The organism is Actinomadura sp. NEAU-AAG7, from assembly GCF_018603865.1.
Lineage (GTDB): Bacteria > Actinomycetota > Actinomycetes > Streptosporangiales > Streptosporangiaceae > Spirillospora > Spirillospora litoris.
This window is the reverse complement of sequence record NZ_JAHFZY010000014.1, coordinates 39,207-61,968: the sequence shown is the minus strand read 5'-3', so window position 1 is coordinate 61,968 and position 22,762 is coordinate 39,207. Positions and strand designations below refer to the sequence as shown.

Annotated in this window: 20 protein-coding genes and 1 pseudogene; 9 read left to right on the top strand and 12 right to left on the bottom strand. The window is 72.7% G+C overall.

The window, feature by feature from the left end; genetic code table 11:
- Nucleotides 1-749: 749 nt before the first annotated feature.
- Both KLI87_RS39275 and trxA read right to left on the bottom strand, forming a co-directional pair.
- The gene (locus tag KLI87_RS39275) at nucleotides 750-1,607 is read right to left on the bottom strand and encodes a putative RNA methyltransferase (protein WP_250904684.1); all 858 of its coding nucleotides are present in this window, start codon (nucleotides 1,605-1,607) and stop codon (nucleotides 750-752) included.
- A 199-nt stretch (nucleotides 1,608-1,806) separates the two neighbouring features.
- Nucleotides 1,807-2,160: a thioredoxin gene (gene trxA / locus KLI87_RS39270; protein WP_156222911.1), complete on the bottom strand. Its 354-nt coding sequence runs from the start codon at nucleotides 2,158-2,160 to the stop codon at nucleotides 1,807-1,809.
- A gap of 131 nt (nucleotides 2,161-2,291) precedes the next feature.
- Here trxA and KLI87_RS39265 point away from each other — a divergent pair, with 131 nt between their 5' ends.
- A complete protein-coding gene (locus tag KLI87_RS39265) occupies nucleotides 2,292-3,302 on the top strand; it encodes an RNA polymerase sigma factor RpoD/SigA (protein ID WP_250904683.1) in 1,011 nt (336 codons plus the stop codon).
- Between the two features lie 134 nt (nucleotides 3,303-3,436).
- On the top strand, nucleotides 3,437-4,780 hold the full coding sequence (locus KLI87_RS39260) for a class II 3-deoxy-7-phosphoheptulonate synthase (protein ID WP_372492406.1): 1,344 nt from the start codon (nucleotides 3,437-3,439) through the stop codon (nucleotides 4,778-4,780).
- Between the two features lie 138 nt (nucleotides 4,781-4,918).
- Here the strand turns inward: KLI87_RS39260 and KLI87_RS39255 are convergent, their stop codons facing one another.
- The 3 genes from KLI87_RS39255 to KLI87_RS39245 all read right to left on the bottom strand — a co-directional run bounded on the left by KLI87_RS39255 (nucleotide 4,919) and on the right by KLI87_RS39245 (nucleotide 8,054).
- Nucleotides 4,919-5,287, bottom strand: a complete 369-nt coding sequence (locus KLI87_RS39255) for an ATP-binding protein (RefSeq protein WP_156222913.1) — start codon at nucleotides 5,285-5,287, stop codon at nucleotides 4,919-4,921.
- A 144-nt stretch (nucleotides 5,288-5,431) separates the two neighbouring features.
- On the bottom strand, nucleotides 5,432-5,758 hold the full coding sequence (locus KLI87_RS39250) for an STAS domain-containing protein (protein WP_246251342.1): 327 nt from the start codon (nucleotides 5,756-5,758) through the stop codon (nucleotides 5,432-5,434).
- A 43-nt stretch (nucleotides 5,759-5,801) separates the two neighbouring features.
- Nucleotides 5,802-8,054 carry a SpoIIE family protein phosphatase gene (locus tag KLI87_RS39245; RefSeq protein ID WP_156222916.1) on the bottom strand — a complete coding sequence of 751 codons (2,253 nt, stop codon included), beginning with the start codon at nucleotides 8,052-8,054 and terminating at the stop codon, nucleotides 5,802-5,804.
- 310 nt (nucleotides 8,055-8,364) lie between these two features.
- On the opposite strand from KLI87_RS39245, the gene KLI87_RS39240 reads away from it, so the two are divergent.
- From KLI87_RS39240 to KLI87_RS39230, 3 genes are all read left to right on the top strand, one after another.
- Entirely contained in the window at nucleotides 8,365-12,615 is a 4,251-nt protein-coding gene (locus tag KLI87_RS39240) for a HAMP domain-containing protein (RefSeq protein WP_250904682.1), read from the top strand.
- 83 nt (nucleotides 12,616-12,698) lie between these two features.
- A complete protein-coding gene (locus tag KLI87_RS39235; protein WP_214621042.1) occupies nucleotides 12,699-13,355 on the top strand; it encodes a two-component system response regulator in 657 nt (218 codons plus the stop codon).
- An 80-nt stretch (nucleotides 13,356-13,435) separates the two neighbouring features.
- Nucleotides 13,436-14,455, top strand: coding sequence for a sulfite exporter TauE/SafE family protein (locus KLI87_RS39230; RefSeq protein WP_214621041.1), 1,020 nt, complete (start codon nucleotides 13,436-13,438; stop codon nucleotides 14,453-14,455).
- On the opposite strand, the gene gltX is transcribed toward KLI87_RS39230, so the two are convergent.
- The 4 genes and pseudogenes from gltX to KLI87_RS39210 all read right to left on the bottom strand — a co-directional run bounded on the left by gltX (nucleotide 14,452) and on the right by KLI87_RS39210 (nucleotide 17,128).
- Nucleotides 14,452-15,855 carry a glutamate--tRNA ligase gene (gene gltX, locus KLI87_RS39225; RefSeq protein WP_214621040.1) on the bottom strand — a complete coding sequence of 468 codons (1,404 nt, stop codon included), beginning with the start codon at nucleotides 15,853-15,855 and terminating at the stop codon, nucleotides 14,452-14,454. The two genes, KLI87_RS39230 and gltX, sit on opposite strands and share 4 nt — an antisense overlap.
- An 84-nt stretch (nucleotides 15,856-15,939) precedes the next feature.
- On the bottom strand, nucleotides 15,940-16,518 hold the full coding sequence (locus KLI87_RS39220; protein WP_214621039.1) for a TIGR03086 family metal-binding protein: 579 nt from the start codon (nucleotides 16,516-16,518) through the stop codon (nucleotides 15,940-15,942).
- A gap of 130 nt (nucleotides 16,519-16,648) precedes the next feature.
- A pseudogene (locus KLI87_RS42010) lies at nucleotides 16,649-16,828 on the bottom strand (methyltransferase); the annotation flags it as partial.
- 9 nt (nucleotides 16,829-16,837) lie between these two features.
- Nucleotides 16,838-17,128, bottom strand: a complete 291-nt coding sequence (locus KLI87_RS39210; RefSeq protein WP_214621038.1) for a hypothetical protein — start codon at nucleotides 17,126-17,128, stop codon at nucleotides 16,838-16,840.
- 304 nt (nucleotides 17,129-17,432) lie between these two features.
- Here KLI87_RS39210 and KLI87_RS39205 point away from each other — a divergent pair, with 304 nt between their 5' ends.
- Nucleotides 17,433-18,071, top strand: coding sequence for a DUF1524 domain-containing protein (locus KLI87_RS39205; RefSeq protein WP_308166565.1), 639 nt, complete (start codon nucleotides 17,433-17,435; stop codon nucleotides 18,069-18,071).
- Nucleotides 18,072-18,101: 30 nt separating this feature from the next.
- On the opposite strand, the gene KLI87_RS39200 is transcribed toward KLI87_RS39205, so the two are convergent.
- Entirely contained in the window at nucleotides 18,102-18,602 is a 501-nt protein-coding gene (locus tag KLI87_RS39200; RefSeq protein ID WP_214621037.1) for an HAD domain-containing protein, read from the bottom strand.
- A 97-nt stretch (nucleotides 18,603-18,699) separates the two neighbouring features.
- On the opposite strand from KLI87_RS39200, the gene KLI87_RS39195 reads away from it, so the two are divergent.
- Together KLI87_RS39195 and KLI87_RS39190 are read left to right on the top strand one after the other, a co-directional pair.
- Nucleotides 18,700-19,563 carry a class II glutamine amidotransferase gene (locus tag KLI87_RS39195; RefSeq protein WP_214621036.1) on the top strand — a complete coding sequence of 288 codons (864 nt, stop codon included), beginning with the start codon at nucleotides 18,700-18,702 and terminating at the stop codon, nucleotides 19,561-19,563.
- 63 nt (nucleotides 19,564-19,626) lie between these two features.
- Entirely contained in the window at nucleotides 19,627-20,439 is an 813-nt protein-coding gene (locus tag KLI87_RS39190; protein ID WP_156222338.1) for a PIG-L family deacetylase, read from the top strand.
- A gap of 203 nt (nucleotides 20,440-20,642) precedes the next feature.
- On the opposite strand, the gene KLI87_RS39185 is transcribed toward KLI87_RS39190, so the two are convergent.
- A complete protein-coding gene (locus tag KLI87_RS39185) occupies nucleotides 20,643-21,047 on the bottom strand; it encodes a hypothetical protein (RefSeq protein WP_214621035.1) in 405 nt (134 codons plus the stop codon).
- 85 nt (nucleotides 21,048-21,132) lie between these two features.
- Nucleotides 21,133-21,495, bottom strand: a complete 363-nt coding sequence (locus KLI87_RS39180) for a VOC family protein (RefSeq protein ID WP_156222342.1) — start codon at nucleotides 21,493-21,495, stop codon at nucleotides 21,133-21,135.
- Between the two features lie 196 nt (nucleotides 21,496-21,691).
- Between KLI87_RS39180 and KLI87_RS39175 the strand changes: the two genes are divergently transcribed.
- The gene (locus KLI87_RS39175; protein WP_308166564.1) at nucleotides 21,692-22,762 is read left to right on the top strand and encodes a phosphotransferase family protein; all 1,071 of its coding nucleotides are present in this window, start codon (nucleotides 21,692-21,694) and stop codon (nucleotides 22,760-22,762) included.

The window sequence follows — 22,762 nt, the reverse complement described above, 5'->3', positions numbered from 1 at the left end:
CGCCGCCAGCGTTCGTCCTGAGCCAGGATCAAACTCTCCATCAAGGCCACACGACCACCCAGGGGGCGAACCCCGAGCAGCCAAACCTCAGAAGAAAATCCCAGCAAACACCAACCCCCCGAAAGAGGCCGGTGCATTGCCTCAAAGAAATCCCCGACCCCGACCACCCTCCCGAAGAAGGACGAACAGGGCCACGGGGCGACCCGACCGCATCACGGCCGGGCCGATAAAGGCACTGGCTTTTAACACGCTGTTGAGTTCTCAAGAAACGGACACCCACCGCGCCGAACCCGCTTCCGCGAGCCCCGCTCCGGGGCAACCTCTCCAACTTACCTGATTCGCCGCTGCTGTCAAGAAGACCGATGAAGATCTTTTCGACGAGCAGAGGGTCATCCGGATTCACTCGCACGGACGACGACGAGCCGAAGACCCGTCATGATCGCTTCGAGTGAGAGTGCCCATCGGGCCGGCCACCTTGCGGCGTCCTGCATCCCGTTCCGGGCCAACCAGACCATCGTACCTCAGTCCGAGCGAGGCTCGAACCGCTTTTCTCAGGTCTCGTTCCCCAGGGCCGACCGCCTTCCGGCGTCCCGCATCCCCTTGGGGCAGGTGGAACATTAGGGTCGCCCGGCACCATCGTCAAACCGAGATCGGCCAGGGTTTCTTCCCGTTCGCCGCGAGCGGGCCGCGCCGCCCTTGTGACCTCGTGCTTCTCACTTGGCGTGGCACCCGTCACAGTCCGTCGGCGGCTACTCCAGCCGCCGATAGACCGACAGGACGAAGGACAGCGGCACCGGCACCGGATCCGGTAGCCGTTCCAGCCTTGGCCAGAGCTGCTCCGCCGGAACATGGTGGGCGCTGGGGCCCATGGCGACGAGCGTGGCGACCTCGGGGTGGGACAGGAGCGCCTCGGTCTCGATGTTCTGCCGGGTGTCCAGCTTGAAGTAGCCGGCGAGTGCCGCGTCGGTGCGCTCGGTCTTGCGTTCGTCGATCGTGACGAGGCCGAGCGCCTCCACGAGCGGGCCGAGGTGGGCGGACGACGGCGTGACGGTGAAGAGCAGCCCGTCCTCGTGCAGGACGCGGTGGAACTCGGCGGCGTTGCGCGGCGCGAAGACGTTCAGGACGGTTCCGGCCGCGCCGTCCCGCACGGGAAGCGGCCGCCACAGGTCGGCGACGACGGCTCCGGCGCGCTGGTGCGCCCTGGCGGCGCGGCGGGCGGCGTGCTTGGAGATGTCGAGCGCGAGGCCGAGCGCGTGCGGGGACCGGTCCAGAACGCGGCCGAGGTAGTGGCCCGTCCCGGCGCCGGCGTCCAGGACGAGGGACGCGCCGTCCAGGCAGCGGGCGACGCTTCTGGCGAGGCGTTCGGCGGGAGCGGTGAAGTGCCCGGCGGTGAGGAACTCGTCACGGGCGCGGACCATCTCGGGGGTGTCCGCCGTGCCGGGGCGGGCGTTGCCGGGCAGCAGGTTCGCGTATCCCTGCCGCGCGATGTCGAAGGCGTGCCCGGCCGGGCAGCGCAGTCCGCGGTCCGCCATCGCGAGGTCCGCTCCGCACACGGGGCACACCAGGTATTGGACGACATCGGCGAGCATCGCTCCATCATCGTCCATGGACGGCGCGGAACGGGCGGGGTGGCCCGCATCTTTGCCATCGTGCCGCTCGGCGGACGGCTGGGCGTCCCATACCCGCAACCCAGGGTGCGGGCGGCGTGGACCGGCACGCGAAACGCGAACGCCCCGGCCGGAACCGGCCAGCGTCCGCGCGAGGGGCGTAGGGCCAGGATTGAGGACCCGGCCCTAGCCCAGGGGTTCAGGACTCCACACGCCGCCGGACGTCCTCCATGTCGAGGCCGCGGACCTGCTCGATCACGTTCTCCAGCACCGGCTCGGGCAGCGCGCCCGGCTCGGCGAAGACGATCACGCCGTCGCGGATCGCCATCAGGGTCGGGATCGAGCTGATGCCGAACCGCTCGGACAGCTCCGGCTGGGCCTCGGTGTCGACCTTGGCGAAGGTGATGTCCTCGTGCTTGCCCGCCGACTTCTCGAACACCGGCGCGAACCGCTTGCAGGGTCCGCACCAGTCGGCCCAGAAGTCGACCAGGACGATGCCGTCCCCTTGCGCCACCTCGTCGAAGTTCTCGGTGGTGAGCGTGACGGTCGTCATGTCGGTTTCTCCTCAGTCGGGGTATCAGGACGGTAGAGCGGCTAACAGCCCCGCAGTATTCCCCACCCGGGAATCACAGAGCGGTAATTAGCGTTGTCCCCTTAGGGAGATCGCACCGGAGAAGGGTCAGGATGGCTGCAACCCGTACCAAGGGCGACAGGGTCGACGTGCCCGACAAGGACCTTGTCGGAGCGTACCTCGACCGGATCGGCCGCACCCCCCTGCTCGACGCGCAGGAGGAGGTCGATCTGGCGAAGGCGATCGAAGGGGGCCTGTACGCCGAGCAACTCCTCGACGAGGGGACCGTGCCCGAGGGCGCGACCCGCGAGGAGTTGGAGGAGCTGACCGCGGCGGGGCTGCGCGCCAAGCAGCGCTTCGTCGAGGCCAACCTCCGGCTCGTGGTCTCGATCGCCCGCAAGTACCCGACCGACTCGTTGCCCCTCATCGACCTCATCCAGGAGGGGAACCTGGGGCTGATGCGCGCGGTGGAGAAGTTCGACTACCGCCGCGGCTTCAAGTTCTCCACGTACGCGACATGGTGGATCAGGCAGGCGATCGGGCGTGGGCTGAGTCACACGGCCCGCACGATCCGGCTGCCCGTCCATGTCGAGGAGGAGTTGTCCCGGCTGCGCCGCGCGGAGCGGCAGCTCGGCCGCGACCTCGGCCGCGAACCGACCCGCGAGGAGCTGGCGGTGTCGCTGGGCGCGGACGCGGAGCACGTCGATGAGCTGCTGCGCTGGCGCCGCGACCCCGCGAGCCTCGACGCGACCGTCGACGACGCGGGCGAGACGCCGATGGGCGACCTGCTGGAGGATCCCGACGCGGTCACGCCGGAGGCGGAGATCCTCGCGCTGGACGACATCGAGGGCCTCGCCCGGCTGCTGGAGCGCCTGCCCGAGCGCGAGTCGGCGATCCTGCGCGCCCGGTTCGGCATGGACAGCGGGCAGCCGCTGTCGTACGCCCAGATCGGCGCCCGCTACGGGCTGAGCCACAACCGCGTCCGGCAGATCACCGACCGCTCGCTGCGCCGCCTGCGCCAGCTCGCGGGCGAGGCGGAGCTGAGCGGCCGCAGGACGCTCGCGGGCGCGACGTCGGGGCAGGGCGAGCCCGTCCGGGCCGGGGCCCGGAGCCAGGCCGCCTGAACACCGGCGGCCTGACGGTGCGGGGCCGTGCGCCCCGCGGCCCCGGGACGTCTCCGTGCCGGGGCCGCCCGGCCGGTTCCGGCCCGGCGCCTGGTGCCGTAGCGCGCGGCGTGTCATAGCCTTTTCGCGTGAGTATCTCCAGCGGCCCCGCAGACCTCGACGCCTGGCGCGGCCTCCCCGCCCTCCAGCAACCCGACTGGGACGATCCGGACGAGGTTCGCGCGGTCGCCGCCGAGCTCGCCGCGCAGCCCCCGCTCGTCTTCGCCGGCGAGTGCGACCAGCTCAAGGCCCAGCTCGCCGACGTGGCGCGCGGCGAGGCGTTCGTCCTCCAGGGCGGTGACTGCGCGGAGACGTTCGACGGCTCGAACGCCGACGCGGTGAAGAACAAGTTGAAGACCCTGCTGCAGATGGCGGTCGTGCTCACCTACGCCGCCAGCGTGCCGGTCGTGAAGATCGGACGGATGGCGGGGCAGTACGCCAAGCCGCGCTCCAAGCCCGTCGAGGTGCGCGACGGCGTGGAGCTTCCCGCCTACCGGGGCGACGCGGTGAACGGCCTCGGGTTCGACGCCGAGTCCCGCCGCAACGACCCGCACCGGCTACTGAAGGCCTACCACTGCTCGGCGGTGACGCTGAACCTGTGCCGGGCGTTCACCAAGGGCGGCTACGCCGACCTGCGGCAGGTGCACGCCTGGAACCAGGACTTCGTGGCGCAGAGCCCGGCGGGCCGCCGCTACGAGCGGGTCGCGGGCGAGATCGACCGGGCGCTGACGTTCATGAAGGCGTGCGGGGTGAACCCCGAGGAGTTCCACGGGGTGGAGTTCTACTCCAGCCACGAGGCGCTGCTGCTGGAGTACGAGCGGGCGCTGACCCGCGTCGACCACCTCAGCGGCCTCCCCTACGACGTGTCGGCGCACTTCCTGTGGCTCGGTGAGCGCACCCGGCAGCTCGACGGGGCGCACGTGGAGTTCCTGCGGCACATCCGCAACCCGATCGGGGTGAAGCTGGGGCCGACGACGACGGCCGACGACGCGCTCGCGCTGATCGACCGGCTCAACCCGGAGGGCGAGCCGGGCCGGCTGACGTTCATCACCCGCATGGGCGCGGGCAAGGTCCGGGACGCGCTGCCGGCGCTGATCGAGAAGGTGCACCAGAGCGGCGCGCCCGTCGCGTGGATCTGCGACCCGATGCACGGCAACACCTTCGAGGCGCCGAGCGGGCACAAGACCCGGCGGCTGGACGACGTGCTGGACGAGCTGGCCGGGTTCTTCGAGGTGCACCGCGCCCTCGGGACGCACCCGGGCGGCATCCACATCGAGTTCACCGGCGACGACGTCACCGAGTGCGTGGGCGGCGGCCAGGGGCTCGTCGAGGGCGACCTCCACCAGCGCTACGAGACGGCCTGCGACCCCCGGCTCAACCGCGGCCAGTCGCTGGACCTGGCGTTCATGGTCGCGGAGCTGTACCGCAAGTCGTCCTGACCGCCGTCCGGACCACGCGAGATCGCGAAGGGCCCCGCGCATCGATCCGGTGCGCGGGGCCTCGTCCGTCCTGGGAGATCGCCCGGTGCGGCCGCGTGGCCGCCACCGGGCAGGGCGCGGTCCAGCGCCGGAGGCGGGTCAGATGTTGACCTCGGCCCAGACGACCTTGCCGCCGGTCACGGGGTCGGCGCCCCAGGAGGTCGCGAAGCGGTCGACGATGAACAGGCCGCGGTGCGACTCGTCCAGGGGGCCGGGGACGGTCAGCCGGGGCAGTTGCGCGGCGCGGTCGCGGACCTCGACGCGGACCCTGCCGGTGCCGCGCAGCAGCCGCAGCTCCAGCGCCGTGCCCGCGTGCCGGACGGCGTTGGCGACGAGCTCGGCGACGATCGCGGTGACGAGTTCCTCGCGCTCCATCAGGGCCCAGGTGCGCATCGTGCGGGCGGCGAGTCGGCGCGCGTACTCGACCGCCTCGGTCTGGGGCGCCGCGCGCAGGGTGGTCTCGGTCATCGGGTCGGTCACTCCGCCCGCTCGCCGTTCTTCATCGTGTCCCGCCCCTTCCGGTCACCGCCGCGGCCCGCGGGAGAGGCCCCGCGGGCGCCTGTGCCCTTGTGAACGCGCGAGCGCCCGCCCGAGTGCCCGCCCGCGTGCCCGTCACCGTCCATCGGCCGGTGCCTCCTCCGCCGGGCCGGCGATGAGGAACCGGTCGAGGCCGGTGGTGCGCAGGACGTTCTCCACCCGGCCGTAGGCGCCGGTGACGGTGAGCGCGGCGTTCTGCGCGCGCGCGTGTTTGTAGGCACGGACCAGAACGTTCAGACCCGAGGAGTCGCAGAAGTCGACCGCCGTGAGGTCGACGACGACCACCCGCTCCCCCGCGTCGACGAGTTCGGTCAGCCGCGACCGCAGCTCGTCGGAGGAATGCAGGTCGATGGAGCCGCGCGCGGCGATCGTCGCGCGGCCGTCCTGTCGCGTCGTGTGCAAGGCAAGCCCCACGCCACCCCACCTTACCGATTGTAGGTCTTCATCATGACGCCCGTAGAACGATGAGGGCAACGTCGTCGTTCGACGGCTCGGGCCCGAAGTCGCGTACCGCTCGCTGGATCCGGGCGGCGACCGCGCCCGCACTCAGCCCCGTGCACCCGGCCAGCAGCCGCTCCAGGCCGCGGCCGTCACCGAGGAGGCGGGTGCCCGAGCGCCGCTCGGTGACGCCGTCGGTGACGCACAGCAGCACCTCGCCCCGGCGCAGCTCGACGGTGTCGGTGTGGAACTCCACGCCGTCGAACACGCCGAGCAGCGGCTGGGGGGTGGCGACCTCGCGGACGCCGCCGGCCGGGTCCAGGACCAGCGGCGGCGGGTGGCCGGCGCTGGTCAGCCTGATCGTCACGCCGTCGCGCCGCCGCCGGGCGGTGATCTCGCCGTGCAGCAGGGTGAGCAGCCGTCCGCGCTCGCCCTCGCCGAGGATCAGCCGGTTGAGGCGGGCGAGGACGGCGGGAACGGACAGGTCCTCGGCGGCGAGGATCCGCAGCGCGTGCCGGGCGAGGCCGGTGACGGCGGCGGCCTCGGGGCCGGTGCCGCAGACGTCGCCGATGGCGAAGCGCCAGTGCGCGGCGGGCCCGCCGGGGCGCGGCCCGCTCTCGAACACGTCGTAGAAGTCGCCGCCGACCTCGCTGCCCTCCCCCGCCGGCTCGTAGACGACGGCGACCTCCAGGCCGGGGATCTCGGGGATGGCGGGCGGCAGGAGGCTGCGCTGCAGGGCGCTGCTCATGGCGGTCTGGGCGGAGAACAGCCGGGCGTTGTCGACGGCGAGGGCGGCGCGGCGGCTCAGCTCCTCGGCCAGCTCGATCGCGCTGCGGGGGAACCGGTCGCCGGACGGGCGGCCGATGACGATCGTGCCGATGCGCCGGCCCCGGGCGACGAGCGGGAAGGCGTAGACCTGGTCGTCGGCGGTGGCCCCGGCGGCGGCGCGGACCTCCTCGGGGGCGGTGGCGAGGCCGCTCCAGGGGGAGGAGACGTCGACCGGCGGGGTGGCGCCCGCGTGGTCGAGCAGCTCGCGCAGGCCGTCGGCGCGGGTCTCGTCGGCGTGCCAGACGTAGGCGAGCTTGGCCGGCTCGGAGCCGTCGGTGTTGTAGACGGCGCACCAGGTCGCCAGGCGCGGGACGACGAGCTGGGCGACCAGCGCCATCGTCCGCTCCTGGTCGAGGGTGCCGGCGAGCAGGTCGCTGGCTTCGGCGACGAAGCTGAGCCAGCCGCGCCAGGACCGTTCCAGTTCGCCGACCCTGGCCTTCTCCAGCGACAGCGACATCTCGTCGGCGAGCCGTCCGAGCCGGGCGCCGTCGGCCTCCGCGAACCGTCCCGAGACCGAGGAGACGGCGACGAGGAGGCCGGTGAGGCGGCCGCCGGACTCCAGCGGCGCGGCGGCGAGCGACCTGGCGCGCAGGGCCACGGCGGTGGGGTCGGAGGAGTCGGCGGCGACCCAGGGCGATCCGGCGCGGGCGTCGGGGCCGAGCGCGGGCACCGACAGCTCGCCGAGCGGGATCTCGGCGGCGGTGCCGGCGGACGCGCCCATGATCAGCCGTCCGTCGCGCTCGGTGAGCAGGACGGCGGCGCCCTCGGCCGCCAGGACCTCCCGGACGGTGGCGACGCCGTCCTCCAGCGCCTCGACGGCGGCGGGCGAGCGCAGCAGCCGGTCGCCCGCGGCGGGCCCCTCGCCGACCGCGTCGCCGCTCAGCCGGGGGTCGCGCGCCGGGGCGGAGGGGCCGCCGGACGCGCCGCCCTGCTCCAGCGCCGGATGGGTGTCGCGGACCGCGGCGGCCTCGCGGGCGGACGTCCCGTTGTCGTCGCCGGGGCCGCGGCCGAGGTTCTCCCCGCCGAACGGCCGCGCGGGCCCCGAGCCGTTGGCCGCGCCCGGACGCGGCAGGGTGAACCACACGCCCTTGGTGCGGCGGTCGTAGGAGACGCCCCAGGACGAGGCGAGCCGGGCGATGGAGGGCAGGCCGCGCCCGCTGGAGGCGGTGACGCCCGGCATCTCGATACCGCGGGTGGGGTGCCGGTCGCGGACCTCGACCTTGATCTCGCCGTCCTCCAGGCGGCAGGTCACCTCGAAGGACGTCCCGGCGTAGGCGATCGCGTTGGTCGCCAGCTCGCTGGTCGCGAGGACCGCGTCGTCGACGGCCTCCTCCATGCCCCAGTCGGCGAGCACCTTCCGGACGAAGCGGCGCGCGTCCGCCACCGCCGCGGCGGCGGACGGGAAGGTGGCCGACGCCGTCTGCCGATCCAATGTCGTCCCTCGTTCGATGCGTCTCTACCGGGCGTGGCTATCGTGACAGACTGGTCGACCGCCCGGCCAGGAGAGCCGTGATCTGGGCCGCGCCGCGCGCGTGACCTCGGTCGACCGGCCCCTCGCACAACACGACAGACCGTAACACGAAGACTACGGGCGCGGATCCCAGGCCGTTACCGTACCTTTACCCGGGCTCGCGCGGAACCGGTTCCAGGCTGCTCGGGGACGTAGAGTACAGATGCGGCCCGCTGAAGGAATCCGTGGTATCCGGGTAACACGACGATCGCGGGCCAGGAGGATGAAGAGCATGCCGCGTACCGCGTCCCGTGCCCGCCCCGGCGGGTCTCGTGACAGGACTCCGCGTTACAGCGACGCCGACCTCGAACCGCTGCTGAAGGCGCTCGCCGCCGTCCGCGACGGGAAGATCGCGCAGGAGCTGGACGTGCCGGGCGAGGGCGCCGTGGCGGAGGCCGCGGGCATCCTGGAGGAGATCAGGCAGAACGGCCAGGAGCTGACCTCGGGGCTGAGCCGCGTCCGGCGCGAGATCGGCCGGGAGGGGCACCTGCACGGCCGCCTGACCCCCGGGACGCTGAAGGGGTCGTGGGCGGCGGCCGTCGAGGACTCCAACGCGATCATCGGGAAGCTGACCGACCTCGCCACCGGGATGCACCAGGTGGTGGAGGCCGTCGCGAAGGGCGACCTGTCCCAGCGGGTGGAGCTGCGGGTCCGGGGCCGTCCGATGCGCGGGGAGCTGCTGCGCATGGCCAGGTCGGTGAACGGGATGGTCGAGCTGCTCGACCAGTTCACCTGGGAGGTCACCCAGTTCGCGCGGGAGGTCGGCACCGAGGGGCGGCTCGGCGGGCAGGCCCCCTCGCGCGGGATGACGGGCCGCTGGCGGGACGTGACGGCGTCGGTGAACGCGATGGCGAACCGGCTGACCGCGCAGGTCCGCGACATCGCGGAGGTCACCACGGCGGTCGCGAAGGGCGACCTGACCCGCAAGGTCACCGTCGAGGCGTCGGGTGAGCTGCAGGAGCTCAAGCTCACCGTGAACACGATGGTCGACCAGCTGTCGGCGTTCGCCGACGAGGTGACGCGGGTGGCGCGCGAGGTCGGCACGGAGGGCCAGCTCGGCGGCCAGGCGAACGTGCGGGGCGTCAGCGGTGTGTGGAAGAACCTCACCGACAACGTCAACGCGATGGCGAACAACCTGACCTACCAGGTCCGCAACATCGCCCAGGTCACCACGGCGGTGGCGGAGGGCGACCTCGGCAAGAAGATCACGGTGGACGCGCAGGGCGAGATCCTCCAGCTCAAGCTGACCGTGAACCAGATGGTGGACACGCTGTCGGCGTTCGCCGACGAGGTCACCCGCGTCGCCCGCGAGGTCGGCACCGAGGGCCGGCTCGGCGGCCAGGCGCGCGTGCCGGGCGGCAGCGGCGTCTGGAAGGACCTGACCAACAACGTCAACGGGATGGCGTCGAACCTGACCTACCAGGTCCGCAACATCGCGCAGGTCACCACCGCGGTCGCGCAGGGCGACCTGACCAAGAAGATCACGGTGGACGCGCAGGGCGAGATCCTCCAGCTCAAGGACACCGTGAACACGATGGTGGACACGCTGTCGGGGTTCGCCGACGAGGTCACCCGCGTGGCGCGCGAGGTCGGCACCGAGGGCCGGCTCGGCGGGCAGGCGCGGGTGGCGGGGGTCAGCGGGGTCTGGAAGGACCTCACCAACAACGTGAACTCGATGGCCAACAACCTGACCACGCAGGTCCGCGGCATCGCGACCGTGACGACGGCGGTGGCGCAGGGCGACCTCACCCGCAAGATCGAGGTGGACGCGCAGGGCGAGATCCTCCAGCTGAAGGACACCCTCAACACGATGGTCGACACGCTGTCGGCGTTCGCGGACGAGGTCAGCCGCGTCGCCCGCGAGGTCGGCACCGAGGGGCGCCTCGGCGGCCAGGCGATCGTGCCCGGCGCGGGCGGCATGTGGAAGGACCTGACCGACAACGTCAACGGCATGGCGTCGAACCTGACCTACCAGGTCCGCAACATCGCGCAGGTCGCGACGGCGGTCGCGCACGGTGACCTGACCCGCCGCATCGACGTGAACGCCCAGGGCGAGATCCTGGAGCTGAAGACGACGCTGAACAAGATGGTCGACACGCTGTCCTCGTTCGCCTCGGAGGTCACCCGCGTGGCCCGCGAGGTCGGCAGCGAGGGGCGGCTCGGCGGGCAGGCCGAGGTCGAGGGCGTGTCGGGCACCTGGAAGCGGCTGACCGAGAGCGTCAACGAGCTGGCCGGGAACCTGACCACGCAGGTCCGCGCGATCGGCGAGGTGGCGAGCGCGGTCGCCACCGGCGACCTGACCCGGACGATCACGGTGGAGGCGCGCGGCGAGGTCGCCGAGCTGTCGGACAACGTGAACCTGATGGTCGCGACCCTGCGCGAGACGACCCGCGCCAACGAGGAGCAGGACTGGCTCAAGACCAACCTGGCGCGGATCGGCGGCCTCATGCAGGGCCACCGCGACCTCCTCCAGGTCGCCGAGCTGATCATGCGGGAGCTGACCCCGACCGCGAGCGCCCAGTACGGCGCGTTCTACCTGGCCGAGAACACCGGCGAGGAGACCGAGCTGGTGCTGATCGCCGGGTACGGGACGCCGCGGGGCCGGACGGGCGCCGTCCGGTTCGCGCTGGGCGAGGGCCTGGTCGGGCAGGCCGCGCAGGAGCGCCGGACGCTGCTGATCGCCGACGCCCCCGCCGACTACGTCAAGATCGGCTCGGGGCTGGGCGAGGCGTCCCCGGTCAACATCATCGTGCTGCCGATCGTGTTCGAGGACGCGGTGCTCGGCGCGATCGAGCTGGCCTCCTTCGGCCGGTTCACCGACGTCCACCTGGCCTTCTTCAGCCAGCTGATCGAGACGATCGGGGTCACGCTGAACGCGATCCGCGCCAACACCCGCACCGAGGCGCTGCTGGACGAGTCGCAGCGGCTCGCGCAGGAGCTGCAGGAGCGCTCGGACGAGCTGCAGCGCCAGCAGGGTGAGCTTCGCCACTCCAACACCGAGCTGGAGGAGAAGGCGGCGCTGCTGGCCCAGCAGAACCGCGCGATCGAGATCCAGAACTTCCAGATCGAGCAGGCCAGGCGGACGCTGGAGGAGCGCGCCGAGCAGCTCGCGATCTCCTCGCGGTACAAGTCGGAGTTCCTGGCGAACATGTCGCACGAGCTGCGGACGCCGCTGAACAGCCTGCTCGTGCTGGCCAAGCTGCTGTCGGAGAACCAGGGCGGCAACCTCACCGACAAGCAGGTGGAGTTCTCCCAGACCATCCACGACTCCGGCACCGACCTGCTGGAGCTGATCAACGACATCCTGGACCTGGCCAAGGTCGAGGCGGGCAAGATGGAGGTGCATCCGCAGCGGCTGTCGGTGTCGGCGCTGGTCGACTACGTGGAGGCGACGTTCCGGCCGCTGTCGGTCGACAAGGGCCTGCACTTCGGGGTGGAGGTCGCCGCCGACGTCCCACCGATCCTGAACACCGACGAGCAGCGGCTCCAGCAGGTGCTGCGCAACCTGCTGTCCAACGCGGTGAAGTTCACCGCCGAGGGCGAGGTGCGGCTGCTGATCGAGCGGGCCGGCGACATCGACTTCACGCTGCCCGCCCTGTGGAACACCCCCGACGTGATCGCCTTCCGGGTGATCGACACCGGGATCGGGGTCAGCGCCGACAAGCTCCAGGAGATCTTCGAGCCGTTCCAGCAGGGCGACGGGACGACCAGCCGCCGCTACGGCGGCACCGGCCTCGGCCTGTCGATCAGCCGGAACATCGCGCGGCTGCTCGGCGGGGAGATCCACGCCGAGAGCGAGCCGGGGCGCGGCAGCGTGTTCACGCTGTACCTGCCGGCCCACTACAGCGAGCCCGACGGGCGGCGCCGCTCGGCGGCGGTGGACGAGCCGGGCGCCGCGTCCGGCGTCGTGCCCGGCCTGGCTGCGGGCGACGGCGACGGCGCGGGAGCCGCCGGAGGCGGAGCCGTGGTGGCGGCCGGGCACGAGAACGGGATGGGGGGCGAGCGGCGCTCCCCGGGCGGCGACCGCCCGGGCGAGGGCGAGGCCGCCGTGGGCGGCCTGATGGAGGGGCCGCCCGCCGACTTCCTCGACACGGTGCTGTCGGGCCGCAAGGTGCTGATCGTCGACGACGACGTCCGCAACGTGTTCGCGCTGACCAGCGTCCTGGAGGGCTACGGGATGGAGGTGCTGTACGCCGAGGACGGGCAGGCCGGAATCGACGTCCTGCACCGCAACCCCGACGTCGCGATCGTGCTGATGGACGTGATGATGCCCGGCCTGGACGGCTACGCGACCACGGCGGCGATCCGGGAGATGCCGCAGTTCGCCGAGCTGCCGATCATCGTGATCACCGCGAAGGTGATGAAGGGGGACCGGGAGAAGAGCCTGGACTCCGGCGCCTCGGACTACGTGCCCAAACCCGTCGACGTCGATCATCTGCTTGACGTCATGCGGAACTGGCTGCAACCCTCCATCGTCCGCTGACGTGCGGCCGGGCTGGGTAGGGTCGCTCTGGGCGCCCGCCCGGCCGGCGGCGGGCCCGACCGGAAACCGGAGAGAGACGACGCGTGGACGACAAGGCGAAGATCCTGCTCGTGGACGACCGCGAGGAGAACCTCATCGCGCTGGAGGCCATCCTCAGCTCGCTCGATCAGGATCTGGTCCGGGCGCGGTCGGGTGAGGACGCGCTGAAGGCGCTGCTCACCGACGAGTACGCCGTCATCCTGCTGGACGTCGTGATGCCCGGGATGGACGGGTTCGAGACGGCCCGCGACATCAAGCGCCGCAAGAAGACCCGCGACCTGCCGATCATCTTCCTCACCGCGGTGAACAGCGACCCCGACTACGCCTTCCGCGGGTACGCGGCGGGGGCGGTCGACTTCATCTCCAAGCCGTTCGACCCGTGGGTGCTGCGGGCGAAGGTGTCGGTGTTCGTGGAGCTGCACAACAAGAACAAGCAGCTCCGCGACCAGACGACGCTGCTGCGCGAGCAGGCCGCACTGCTGCGCGAGCAGTCGGCGCTGCTCCAGGTGCGCCCGGCCGACTCCGCGCACGAGCGGGACCCGGCGGCCGGTCCGGACCCGGCGGAGCACCTCGCGGCGGTGCGGGAGCAGGCGGAGACGCTCGGCAAGCGGGTGCCGGCCGGCCTGCGCGGCGAGTTCGACGAGCTCGACCGCCGCCTGGACGCCCTGCGCGCCTCGCTCGAAGGCGACGTCGAGGGCTAGGCGGAGCCACCGGAAGCTGCCGGTCCGGTTACGCTTCGCGGCATCCCGGCGCGGGGACGGTCCTGCTGCGGGGGTGGGCCATGGACGTCACCGCGCTCTTCCTGACCGGCGCCGGAACGGGGCTGCTGGCCGGAGGGACGACCTGCGCCGCCGTGCAGCTCGGGCTCCTCACGGGCGCGGTCACCGGCGCCCGCCCCACCGGCCCCCCGCCCCCCGGTTGCGCGGCCTCCCCCGCCCGCGCCGGCACCGACGCGCGGGCCGTGGTGACGTTCCTGTCGGCGAAGCTCGTCGTGCACGTCCTGCTCGGAGCCTCGCTGGGGTTGGCGGGCGGCGCCGTCCAGCCGGGCCCGCGTGTGCGGGGCGTCCTGCTCGCGGCCGCCGCGCTGTCCCTCGCACTGTTCGCGCTCGACCTGCTGGGCTTCCGCCCTGCCCGACGCCTCCTGCGCCGCGACCGGCACCGCGGGGCGCCGGAGACGGCGCGCGGCGGGTGGCGGCGGGCCGCCGGGCTGGGCGCGGCCACCGTGGTCGTGCCGTGCGGGCTGACGCTGTCGGCGGAGCTGCTGGCCGTCACGTCCCGGTCGGCGGTGGGCGGCGCCGCGGTGATGGGCGGGTTCGTGCTCGGCACCGCGCCGCTGTTCGGCGCGGTCGGGGTCACGGTCGGGCGGGTCCTCGCGGTGGTGCGGGGGCGCGCCGCCGTCCTGCTGGCCGCCGGGCTGCTCGCCGCCGCCGGCTGGACGCTGCTGTCGGGCCTGCGGCTCGGCGGCTGGCTGCCCGAGCGGGGCGGGACGGCGACGGCGGCCGGCTCGGCGCGGTTCGTCCGGACCGACACCTCCGGCACGCAGCTGGTGACCGTGTGGGCGCTCGACCGGGGGTACCGGCCCTCGCGCGTCACCGCGCGGGCGGGCGTGCACACCGTCCTCGTGCTGCGGACGGACGGCACGCGCGGCCACACGCGGGCGTTCACGATCCCGCAGCGCGGCGAGGACGTGATCCTCCCCGAACGCGGGGAGACGCGGATCGACCTGGGCGTCCCCGGGGCGGGCCGGATGCGCTTCGTCTGCGCGTCCGGCCACTACCCCGGCGCGATCACCTTCCGCTAGCCGGCGGTCGCGGCGAGGCGGGCGCGGGCGGCGGCGATGCGGGCGAGCGTGCGGTCGCGGCCGAGGATCTCCAGGGACTCGAACAGCGGCAGGCCGACGGTGCGCCCGGTGACGGCGACGCGGACGGGCGCCTGCGTCTTGCCGAGCTTCAGGCCGTGCTCGGTACCGATCCGCTCCAGCCGGGTCTTCAGCTCCTCGGCGTTCCAGGGCGCGTCGCGGTAGGACTCCTCGGCGGCGGCGAGGATCCGCTCGGCGGGCTCCTTCATGGCCTTGTTCCACGACTGCTCGTCGGCGGGCGGCTCGTCCAGGAACGCGAAGTCGATCATCGGGACGATCTCCGACAGCAGCGCCACCCGGGTCTGGGCCAGCGGCGCCAGCTCGGCGAAGACGGCCACGTCCACGTCGAAGGGGGCCCCCTGCAGGAACGGCAGGCACTCGGCGACGAACTTCTCGGCGGGCAGCGCGCGGATGTACTCGCCGTTGATCGCGCGGAGCTTCTTGACGTCGAAGAAGGCGGGCGAGGTGTTGACGTCCTCGACGCGGAACTCCTCGACGACCACCTCCCACGGGACGATCTCGCGGTCGCCGGAGGGCGCCCAGCCGAGCAGCATCAGGTAGTTGCGCATCGCCTCGGCGAGGTAGCCCTCGGCGCGGTAGTCCTCCAGGGCGACCTTGTCGCGCCGCTTGGACAGCTTCTGCCGCTTCTCGTTCACGACCACCGGCAAATGCGCCCAGACGGGCGGCTCGGCGCCGAGCGCCTCCCACAGGAGCTGCTGCTTGGGCGCGTTGGACAGGTGCTCCTCGGCGCGCACGACATGGGTGATCTGCTGGCTCATGTCGTCGACGACGTTGGCCAGCAGGAAGGTCACCGACCCGTCGGCGCGGGCGATGACGAAGTCCTCCAGGACGGCGTTCTCGAAGACGGGCTTGCCGCGCAGCAGGTCGACGACGGTGGTCTGGCCCTCGTCGGGGGTGCGGAAGCGCAGGGCGCGGCCGGGGCCGGGCTCCAGGCCGCGGTCGCGGCAGAACCCGTCGTAGCCCTTGTGCTGGTCGCCGGTGCGGGCGGTCACGGCCTCGCGGGAGCAGTCGCAGAAGTAGGCGCGGCCCCGGTCCTTCAGCGTCTGGACGGCGGCGGCGTGCCGGTCGGCGTTGGCGGACTGGAAGTAGGGGCCCTCGTACTGCTCGCCGTCCATGCCGAGCCAGGCCAGCGCGCGGATGATGCCCTCGGTCCACTCGGGGCTGTTGCGCGAGGCGTCGGTGTCCTCGATCCGCAGCACGAGCGTGCCGCCGGACTGCACGGCCATCACCCAGTTGAACAGCGCCGAGCGGGCGCCCCCGACATGGAACATGCCGGTCGGTGACGGAGCGAAGCGTACGCGGATCGAAGAACTCGAAGACATGCCTCAAGGGTAGAGCGCGCGGGGCCCTCCCGCGTCCGGCCCCACGCGCTTCACCCTTATCGGCGCGTCATGGAGGCGGCGGGCTCAGGGCGTCCAGCGCGGGTCGCGGCCCGAGAGGCCGACGACGCGGTCGAGCAGCGGCGCGTCGGCGGCGACCGGCACCTCCTCCCCGAACACCTTGTACCGGCGGCCGAGCTCCACCGTCGTGACCAGGTAGTCCCACTCCGCCTGGACGGTCTCGGGCGCGAACCCCGGCTCGCGGCCGGTGGCGGCGGCGAGGTCCCAGCCGTGCAGGACGAGTTCGCTGAGCAGGAGCCCGCCGACGAACGGCGCGGGCATGCCCTCCGAGAGACCGCTGAGGCTGGTCTTGCCCTCCCAGGCCGCCGGGTCGTCCCATGCCTCGGCGGTGCCGCGCGCCTGTTCGGCGAACCGGTCGGCCCAGTCCGGCTCGGCGGTGAAGTCGTGGTCCTCCCCGGGCCCGCCCGGGGGCTGGCGGCGCGCGGCCGTCTCGCCCCGCGCGTTCCACAGGCACAGGTGGTTGACCAGGTCGCGGACGCTCCAGCCGGGACAGGGGGACGGGTCGTCCAGCCGGTCCGCCGGGGTCTCGCGCATGATCCGCGCCGCGGCCTCGGCGGCGGGAAGCATCTGGTCCTGGACGCTCATGGCCCCTCCTTCGCTCATATGTTCGAACCAAGCCTAGGGGGAAGCACCCTCCCCTGTCTGCGATACCCGGCCGCGCCTCGTCTGCAATTGCCGGCCACGCCTCGGCGAGCGGCCCGACGGCCACCTCCAGCCCGGTGGGAACGTCGTACGGGATGCCGCTGGACCCCGGGGCCGACCGCAGGATCGCGGCGAGCAGCGAGCCGTCGCCGCCGCCTAAGTGGGCGACCGTCCCGTAGCGGGCGAAGTCGTGCGCGGCGCCGAGGCCGGGCGCGACGGCGCGGGTGCGCTCGGCCATCGCCCGATTGAAAATGGCCGAGAATTATTCATTTGCGGCAAAGCACTCAAACAGCCTTATACCGGTCATCCGATGCCACGCGTACTCGCCCGCGGGAAGCGTCTCGGCCATATCGCCCCGGGTCCGCCAATCGTCCGGCCCGCAGAACAGCAGGATCAGCGAGCGGATCGAGTCCGGCGCGTCCGCGCGCGGCACCTGCCCGTCCCCGGTCAGCGCGAACTGGTCGGGTCCGCGCTGCTCGACGACGCCGAGGCAGGTCGGCGCCCGCAGCGGGCGCGGCAGTGACGGCGCGTGAGCACCGGCCTCCTTCGCCATCTCCGCGCTCGACAGCGGGCCGGGCGCCAGGGCGTCGCCGGCCCCAGTTCGACGGCCACGTAAACGATCTACGCCGGCATGGAACCGAAGGCCGGGTCCATCGGCGGTGATCTCGTCATCGGCCTGCTTCTCCCACCGCCGCCGACGCCAGGTGGCCCTCTCGGCGGCCGTCTTGGACGAATGACACCTACTCCAAGGGAATGTCGTGACCTGATCGTGATCTCCGCTAACCAAATAGACATTTCTGGTTTATCTAACTATTTGAGACTGGCGGTATCTGCTCCCGATCGAAACGGAGTTATCCGTGAAAATCACGGGAATCACCGCCGTCACCATCTCCGCTCTCAGCGCGGCCGCCTCGCTGGTGGCACCGCTCGCGTCCGCCGCACTCGCCGCTCCGCCGCCCCCGCCCGGGGCGAGCGAGGCGGCCCAGCACCTCGCGGGGCTCACGGTGAAGGCGGAGGGCTCGCTCACCGGCTACAGCCGCGAGAAGTTCCCGCACTGGATCACGCAGTCCGGGACCTGCAACACCCGCGAGGTCGTCCTCAAGCGCGACGGGGAGAACGTGCAGACCGACGCGTCCTGCGCCGCGGTCTCCGGGACGTGGAAGAGCCCCTACGACGGGGCGACCTGGACCCAGGCGTCCGACATCGACATCGACCACATGGTGCCGCTCGCCGAGGCGTGGCGCTCGGGCGCCTCGGCCTGGACGACCTCGCGCCGCCAGGCGTTCGCCAACGACCTGACCAGCTCGCAGCTGTGGGCGGTCACCGACAACGTCAACCAGGCCAAGGGCGACAAGGACCCGGCGAAGTGGTCGCCGCCGCTGTCCTCGTTCCGCTGCATGTACGCGCGGTCCTGGATCGACGTGAAGTACCGGTACGACCTCGCGATCGACTCGGCGGAGAAGACGGCGCTGAACGGCATGCTCGGCAGCTGCTGATCCGTCCGCCGCGTCCCGGCCGGCCGGGGGTCAGAGATCGAGGGCCCTCAGCCAGGCCGCGGCGGCGGAGATGTGCTCGCCGGTGAGTCCGGTCAGCGGGTCGACCTCCACGAGGAGGTGGTCGGCCACGTCCGGCTCGCCGGCGAGGCACGCGGTGGCGTCCGGCTCGTCCTCGAACCAGACGAACGGGCGCCCCCGCGTCCACGCGGCGACGTGCCGGGCCTTCCACGCGCCGAGCGTCCGCCCCTCCCCGGCGCCGGGGAAGCGCGGGATCGGGACGAACGGCAGCCTCGGCAGCCCCACGCGCGGCGCGATCCACTCGTTGGCGTTGTCGCACCAGTAGCTCGCCCACGCCAGTTCGGCGCCGGTCGACTCGGCCAGCTCCAGCAGTGAGGGGCCGTGCCCCGGGTCGAGCCAGAGCTGGAACGTGATCCCGTTCGGCGAGCACGCGTGCCGCCCGTACCCCTGGTGGGGCCTCTCGAAGGGATTGAGCACACCGTCAACGTCCAGCAGAACCACCGGCGACCCCATACCGGGACCGTACGTCATCGGCGGCCCCGGCGTCGAAGGTCCGGGTGCCGCGAGAACCGGGTGGGATGAGGGGCACCGGAGCGGGCATCGTCCCCGCATGTGCCGACTCTTCGGGATGACCACCGGCGGCCCCCGCGTGCACGCCACGTTCTGGCTGCTGGACGCGCCGGACAGCCTCTCCTCCCAGAGCCGCCGCATGCCCGACGGCACGGGCCTCGGCTGGTTCTCGCTGGGCGAGGAGCCCGTGCGCGACCGCGCCCCGATCGCCGCGTTCCGGGACGCCGACTTCAACGCCGAGGCCCGGCGCGTCGTGTCGCACACGTTCGTCTCCCACGTCCGGTACGCCTCGACCGGCGGGGCCGACGTCCACAACTCGCACCCGTTCGTGATGGACGACCGGCTGTTCGCCCACAACGGCGTGGTCCGCGGGCTGGACACGCTCGGGTCGTGGCTCACCGACGTGGACCGCGCGCCCGTCCAGGGGCAGACCGACTCCGAGCTGGTCTGCGCCTACGTCACCGCGGAGATCCGGCGCCGGGGCGACACGACGGCGGGGCTGGTCGCGGCCGTCCGGCGGATCGCCGCCGAGCTGCCGGTCTTCGCCCTCAACCTGCTGCTGGCCGAGTCGCGGCGGCTGTGGGCACTGCGCTACCCGGCCACCCACCCGCTCTGGGTGCTGACGCCGGAGCTGGCCGGGCCCGGCGAGCCGGGCGCCGCCCGCCGCCTGGCCGCGGGCCGCGAGCAGGGCGGCATGGAGGTGGCCGCGCACCGCGAGTCGACGCCCGCGTGCGTCCTCGCCAGCGAGCGGCTCGACGACGACCCCGGCTGGCGGGCCCTCTCCCCCGGCGAACTGCTCGTCGTGGACGGCCTCACCGCGACCTCGCACTTCCCGTTCGAGGCGCCCGCGCACCCGCTCACCGTGGCGGATCTGTCCGAGACCGAGTCCTCGTCGCAAACCTGATCGGCTCCACCCGGACCACGTAGAGTGGACGGCCGGACGAGCGGCCCGAGGAGTCCCGGAGCGATGGAGCACGAACTCACACTGATGGCGGTGCACGCCCATCCCGACGACGAGGTCCTCGGTACCGGCGGGCTGCTGGCGCGCTGCGCCGCGGAGGGCATCCGCACCGTACTGGTCACCTGCACCAACGGCGAGCAGGGCGACGACACCGGCGGCGCCAAGCCCGGCGACCCCGGCCACGACGCCGCCGGGGTGGCGCGGCGGCGCCTCGCCGAGCTGGCCGAGTCGGCCGCGCACCTGCGCATCGACGAGGTGGAGCTGCTCGGCTACCGCGACTCCGGGATGGTCGGCTGGGACACCAACGACGACCCGGCGGCCTTCGCGAACATCCCGCTGGAGGAGTCCGCCGGGCGCCTGGCGGAGCTGATGGAGCGCTACCGCCCCCAGGTCGTCGTCACCTACGACGAGGACGGCGGCTACGGCCACCCCGACCACATCCAGGCGCACCGCATCACCGTCGCCGCCGCGGAGAAGACCGGCGTGCCCGCCAAGCTGTACTACACGGCCATGCCCCGCTCCGGCATCAAGCGGATGTTCGAGTTCGTCAAGGAGGCCGGCATCGAGATCGACTTCGAGCCGCCGGAGGACTTCGGCACCCCCGACGAGCTGATCACCAGCGTCGTGGACGTCTCCGCGCACGTCGAGGCCAAGGTCAAGGCGCTCCAGGCGCACGCCAGCCAGGGCGAGAACATCTTCTTCCTGCGGATGCCCGAGAAGGTGCAGGCCACGATCTTCTCCTCCGAGACGTTCGTCCGGCAGTGGTCGCGCGTCGAGGCGCCCGCCCACGAGGACGACCTGTTCGCCGGCCTCAGGTGACCTTCCGGCGGGCCCGCGCCCGGTAGTGGTCCAGGACGTCCTGGCGCAGCGGGTAGCCGAACCCGGAGCGTTCGAGCCGCAGCGCCAGGGTGTCCTCGCCGACGCCCGAGCGAGGCGGCGGCGGCGAGCCGCCGGCCGTACCGCGCGAGCCGCTTGAGCAGGTCGCCGCGCTTGACCTGGCCCGTCCGAGAGCCGGAACGTCTTCAGGTAGGCGATCCGGCCGTCCCGGTCGGCGACGCACTCGCCGATGTGGTTCTCCGAGCGCGGGTCGAAGAGGGCAGGAAGCGGGTCAGCTCGAACCCGTCGAGGTACTGGACGGTGCGCGCGTCCGCGTCGTGCCGGAGCCCCCCGGCCATGACCTCGTCGTGGAACCCGGCCCACTCCTCCTCCGCCCGCGTCGCGGCGGCGCGCGGGTCGGCCAGGGTGGAGATCCCGTCGCCGTCCAGGACGGCGGCGCCCCTCCCCCATGAGCCGCGAAGGAGGTCCGGCGAGAGGCGCTGGTCGCCCTCGTCATGGTGGAACTCCCGCTGGCCGGTGGAGGTGATCGCCGCGTTGACGAACATCTGCGCGTCCTCGCACGCGATCGGGGGCGCGAACGGCGAGACCATCGCATACGAGCGCGTATCGGAAGTCGCGCCGGAGTCCCGCGGCCAGCTCCCGAACCGTAGCCGCGAGGCCCTCCGGTTTCGCGCCTCAGGGGCGGTAGGTTCCGAAGTACCATTCGTTGCCGTCCAGGTCGCGGGCCGCGTAGTCGCGGGACCCGTAGTCCTGGTCGGCCAGTTCCCGGAAGATCTCGGCGCCCGCCGCCCGAGCCACGTCGTGGTGCGCGTCGGGATCCTCGACCGCGACGTACACGGCGCTCGTGCCCGGCTTTCCGGTGCCGAACATGAACATTCCGGTGCCGTAGACCATCTCCGCGTGGACGACCTTGCCGGTGTCGTCCTTGTGCACCGAATGCGTCGTGAATCCGAACGCCTTCTCCAGGAATTCCATCGACGCGGCGGGATCGGCGCAATTGATCAGTGGGTAGATGGTCCGGCGGCTCTCGCTGGTCATCTCGTCCTCCCCGTGGATCGTCCTCGGCTGACCCTTCCCATCCTGATCCCGGCGAGACACGCCCGTCTTGGACGAATGCGACCTCCCGGGCGCGCGGGCGCGTCCGCCCGGCGTGGAGCCGGGACACGGGGTAGACCTTCAACGACGCCGCGTGCGGCGCCCATGACCAGTCGGAACACGGGCCGGAGGGACGGACGTGCAGCCTGAGCAGATCGACCCCGCGCTGGTGGACTTCGCCGTCCTGGCCCGGTGGATGGACGGGCGGGGACTGCCGCCCGGCCCGTTCGAGGACGTCGAGCCGCTGACCGGCGGGACGCAGAACACGCTGGTCCGCTTCCGGCGGGGCGGGCGCGGCTACGTGCTGCGGCGCGGCCCGGCCCACCTGCGCGCGCGGACGAACGACGTGCTGCGCCGCGAGGCCCGCGTGCTGGCGGCGCTGGAGGGCACCGACGTCCCGGCGCCGCGCCTGCTGGCCGCCTGCACCGACGAGAGCGTCATGGGCGGCGCCGTCTTCTACCTGATGACGCCGGTCGAGGGCTTCAACGCCACGGTGACCCTCCCCCGCCCGCACGCCCGCGACGCAGCCGTCCGGCGCGAGATGGGGCTCAACGCCGCGCGCGCCCTGGCCGCGCTCGGGGCGGTGGACCACCGCGCCGTCGGCCTCGCCGGCTTCGGCAGGCCGGAGGGGTTCCTGGAGCGGCAGGTGAGCCGCTGGATGTCGGAGCTGGCGTCCTACGGCGCGCTGCCCGGCTACCCCGGCCCCGACATCCCCGGTCTGGACGAGGTCGCCGCCTGGCTCGACGCGCACCGTCCCGCGACGTGGCGCCCGGGGATCATGCACGGCGACTACCACCTCGCCAACCTCATGTACTCCCCGCACGGCCCCGAGGTCGCCGCGATCGTCGACTGGGAGATGTGCACGATCGGCGACCCGCTGCTGGACCTCGGCTGGCTGCTGGCCACCTGGCCGTCCGGCGACGGAGAGGGTGACGGCGACGCGCTCGCCGGGCCGCTCGGCGCCGCGGGCGGGCTGCCCGCCCCGGGCGAGCTGGTCGACGCCTACGCCGGACGGCCCGACGCCGTCGCCGGGCGCGAGCTGTCGGCCATGCCCTGGTACGCGGTGCTCGCCTGCTTCAAGCTCGGCATCGTCCTGGAGGGTACCCACGCCCGCGCGTGCGCGGGGCAGGCACCGAGACGGACCGGTGACATGCTGCACGGCCTCACGCTCGGGTTCTTCCGCCGCGCCCAGGCCATCATCGCCTCCTGA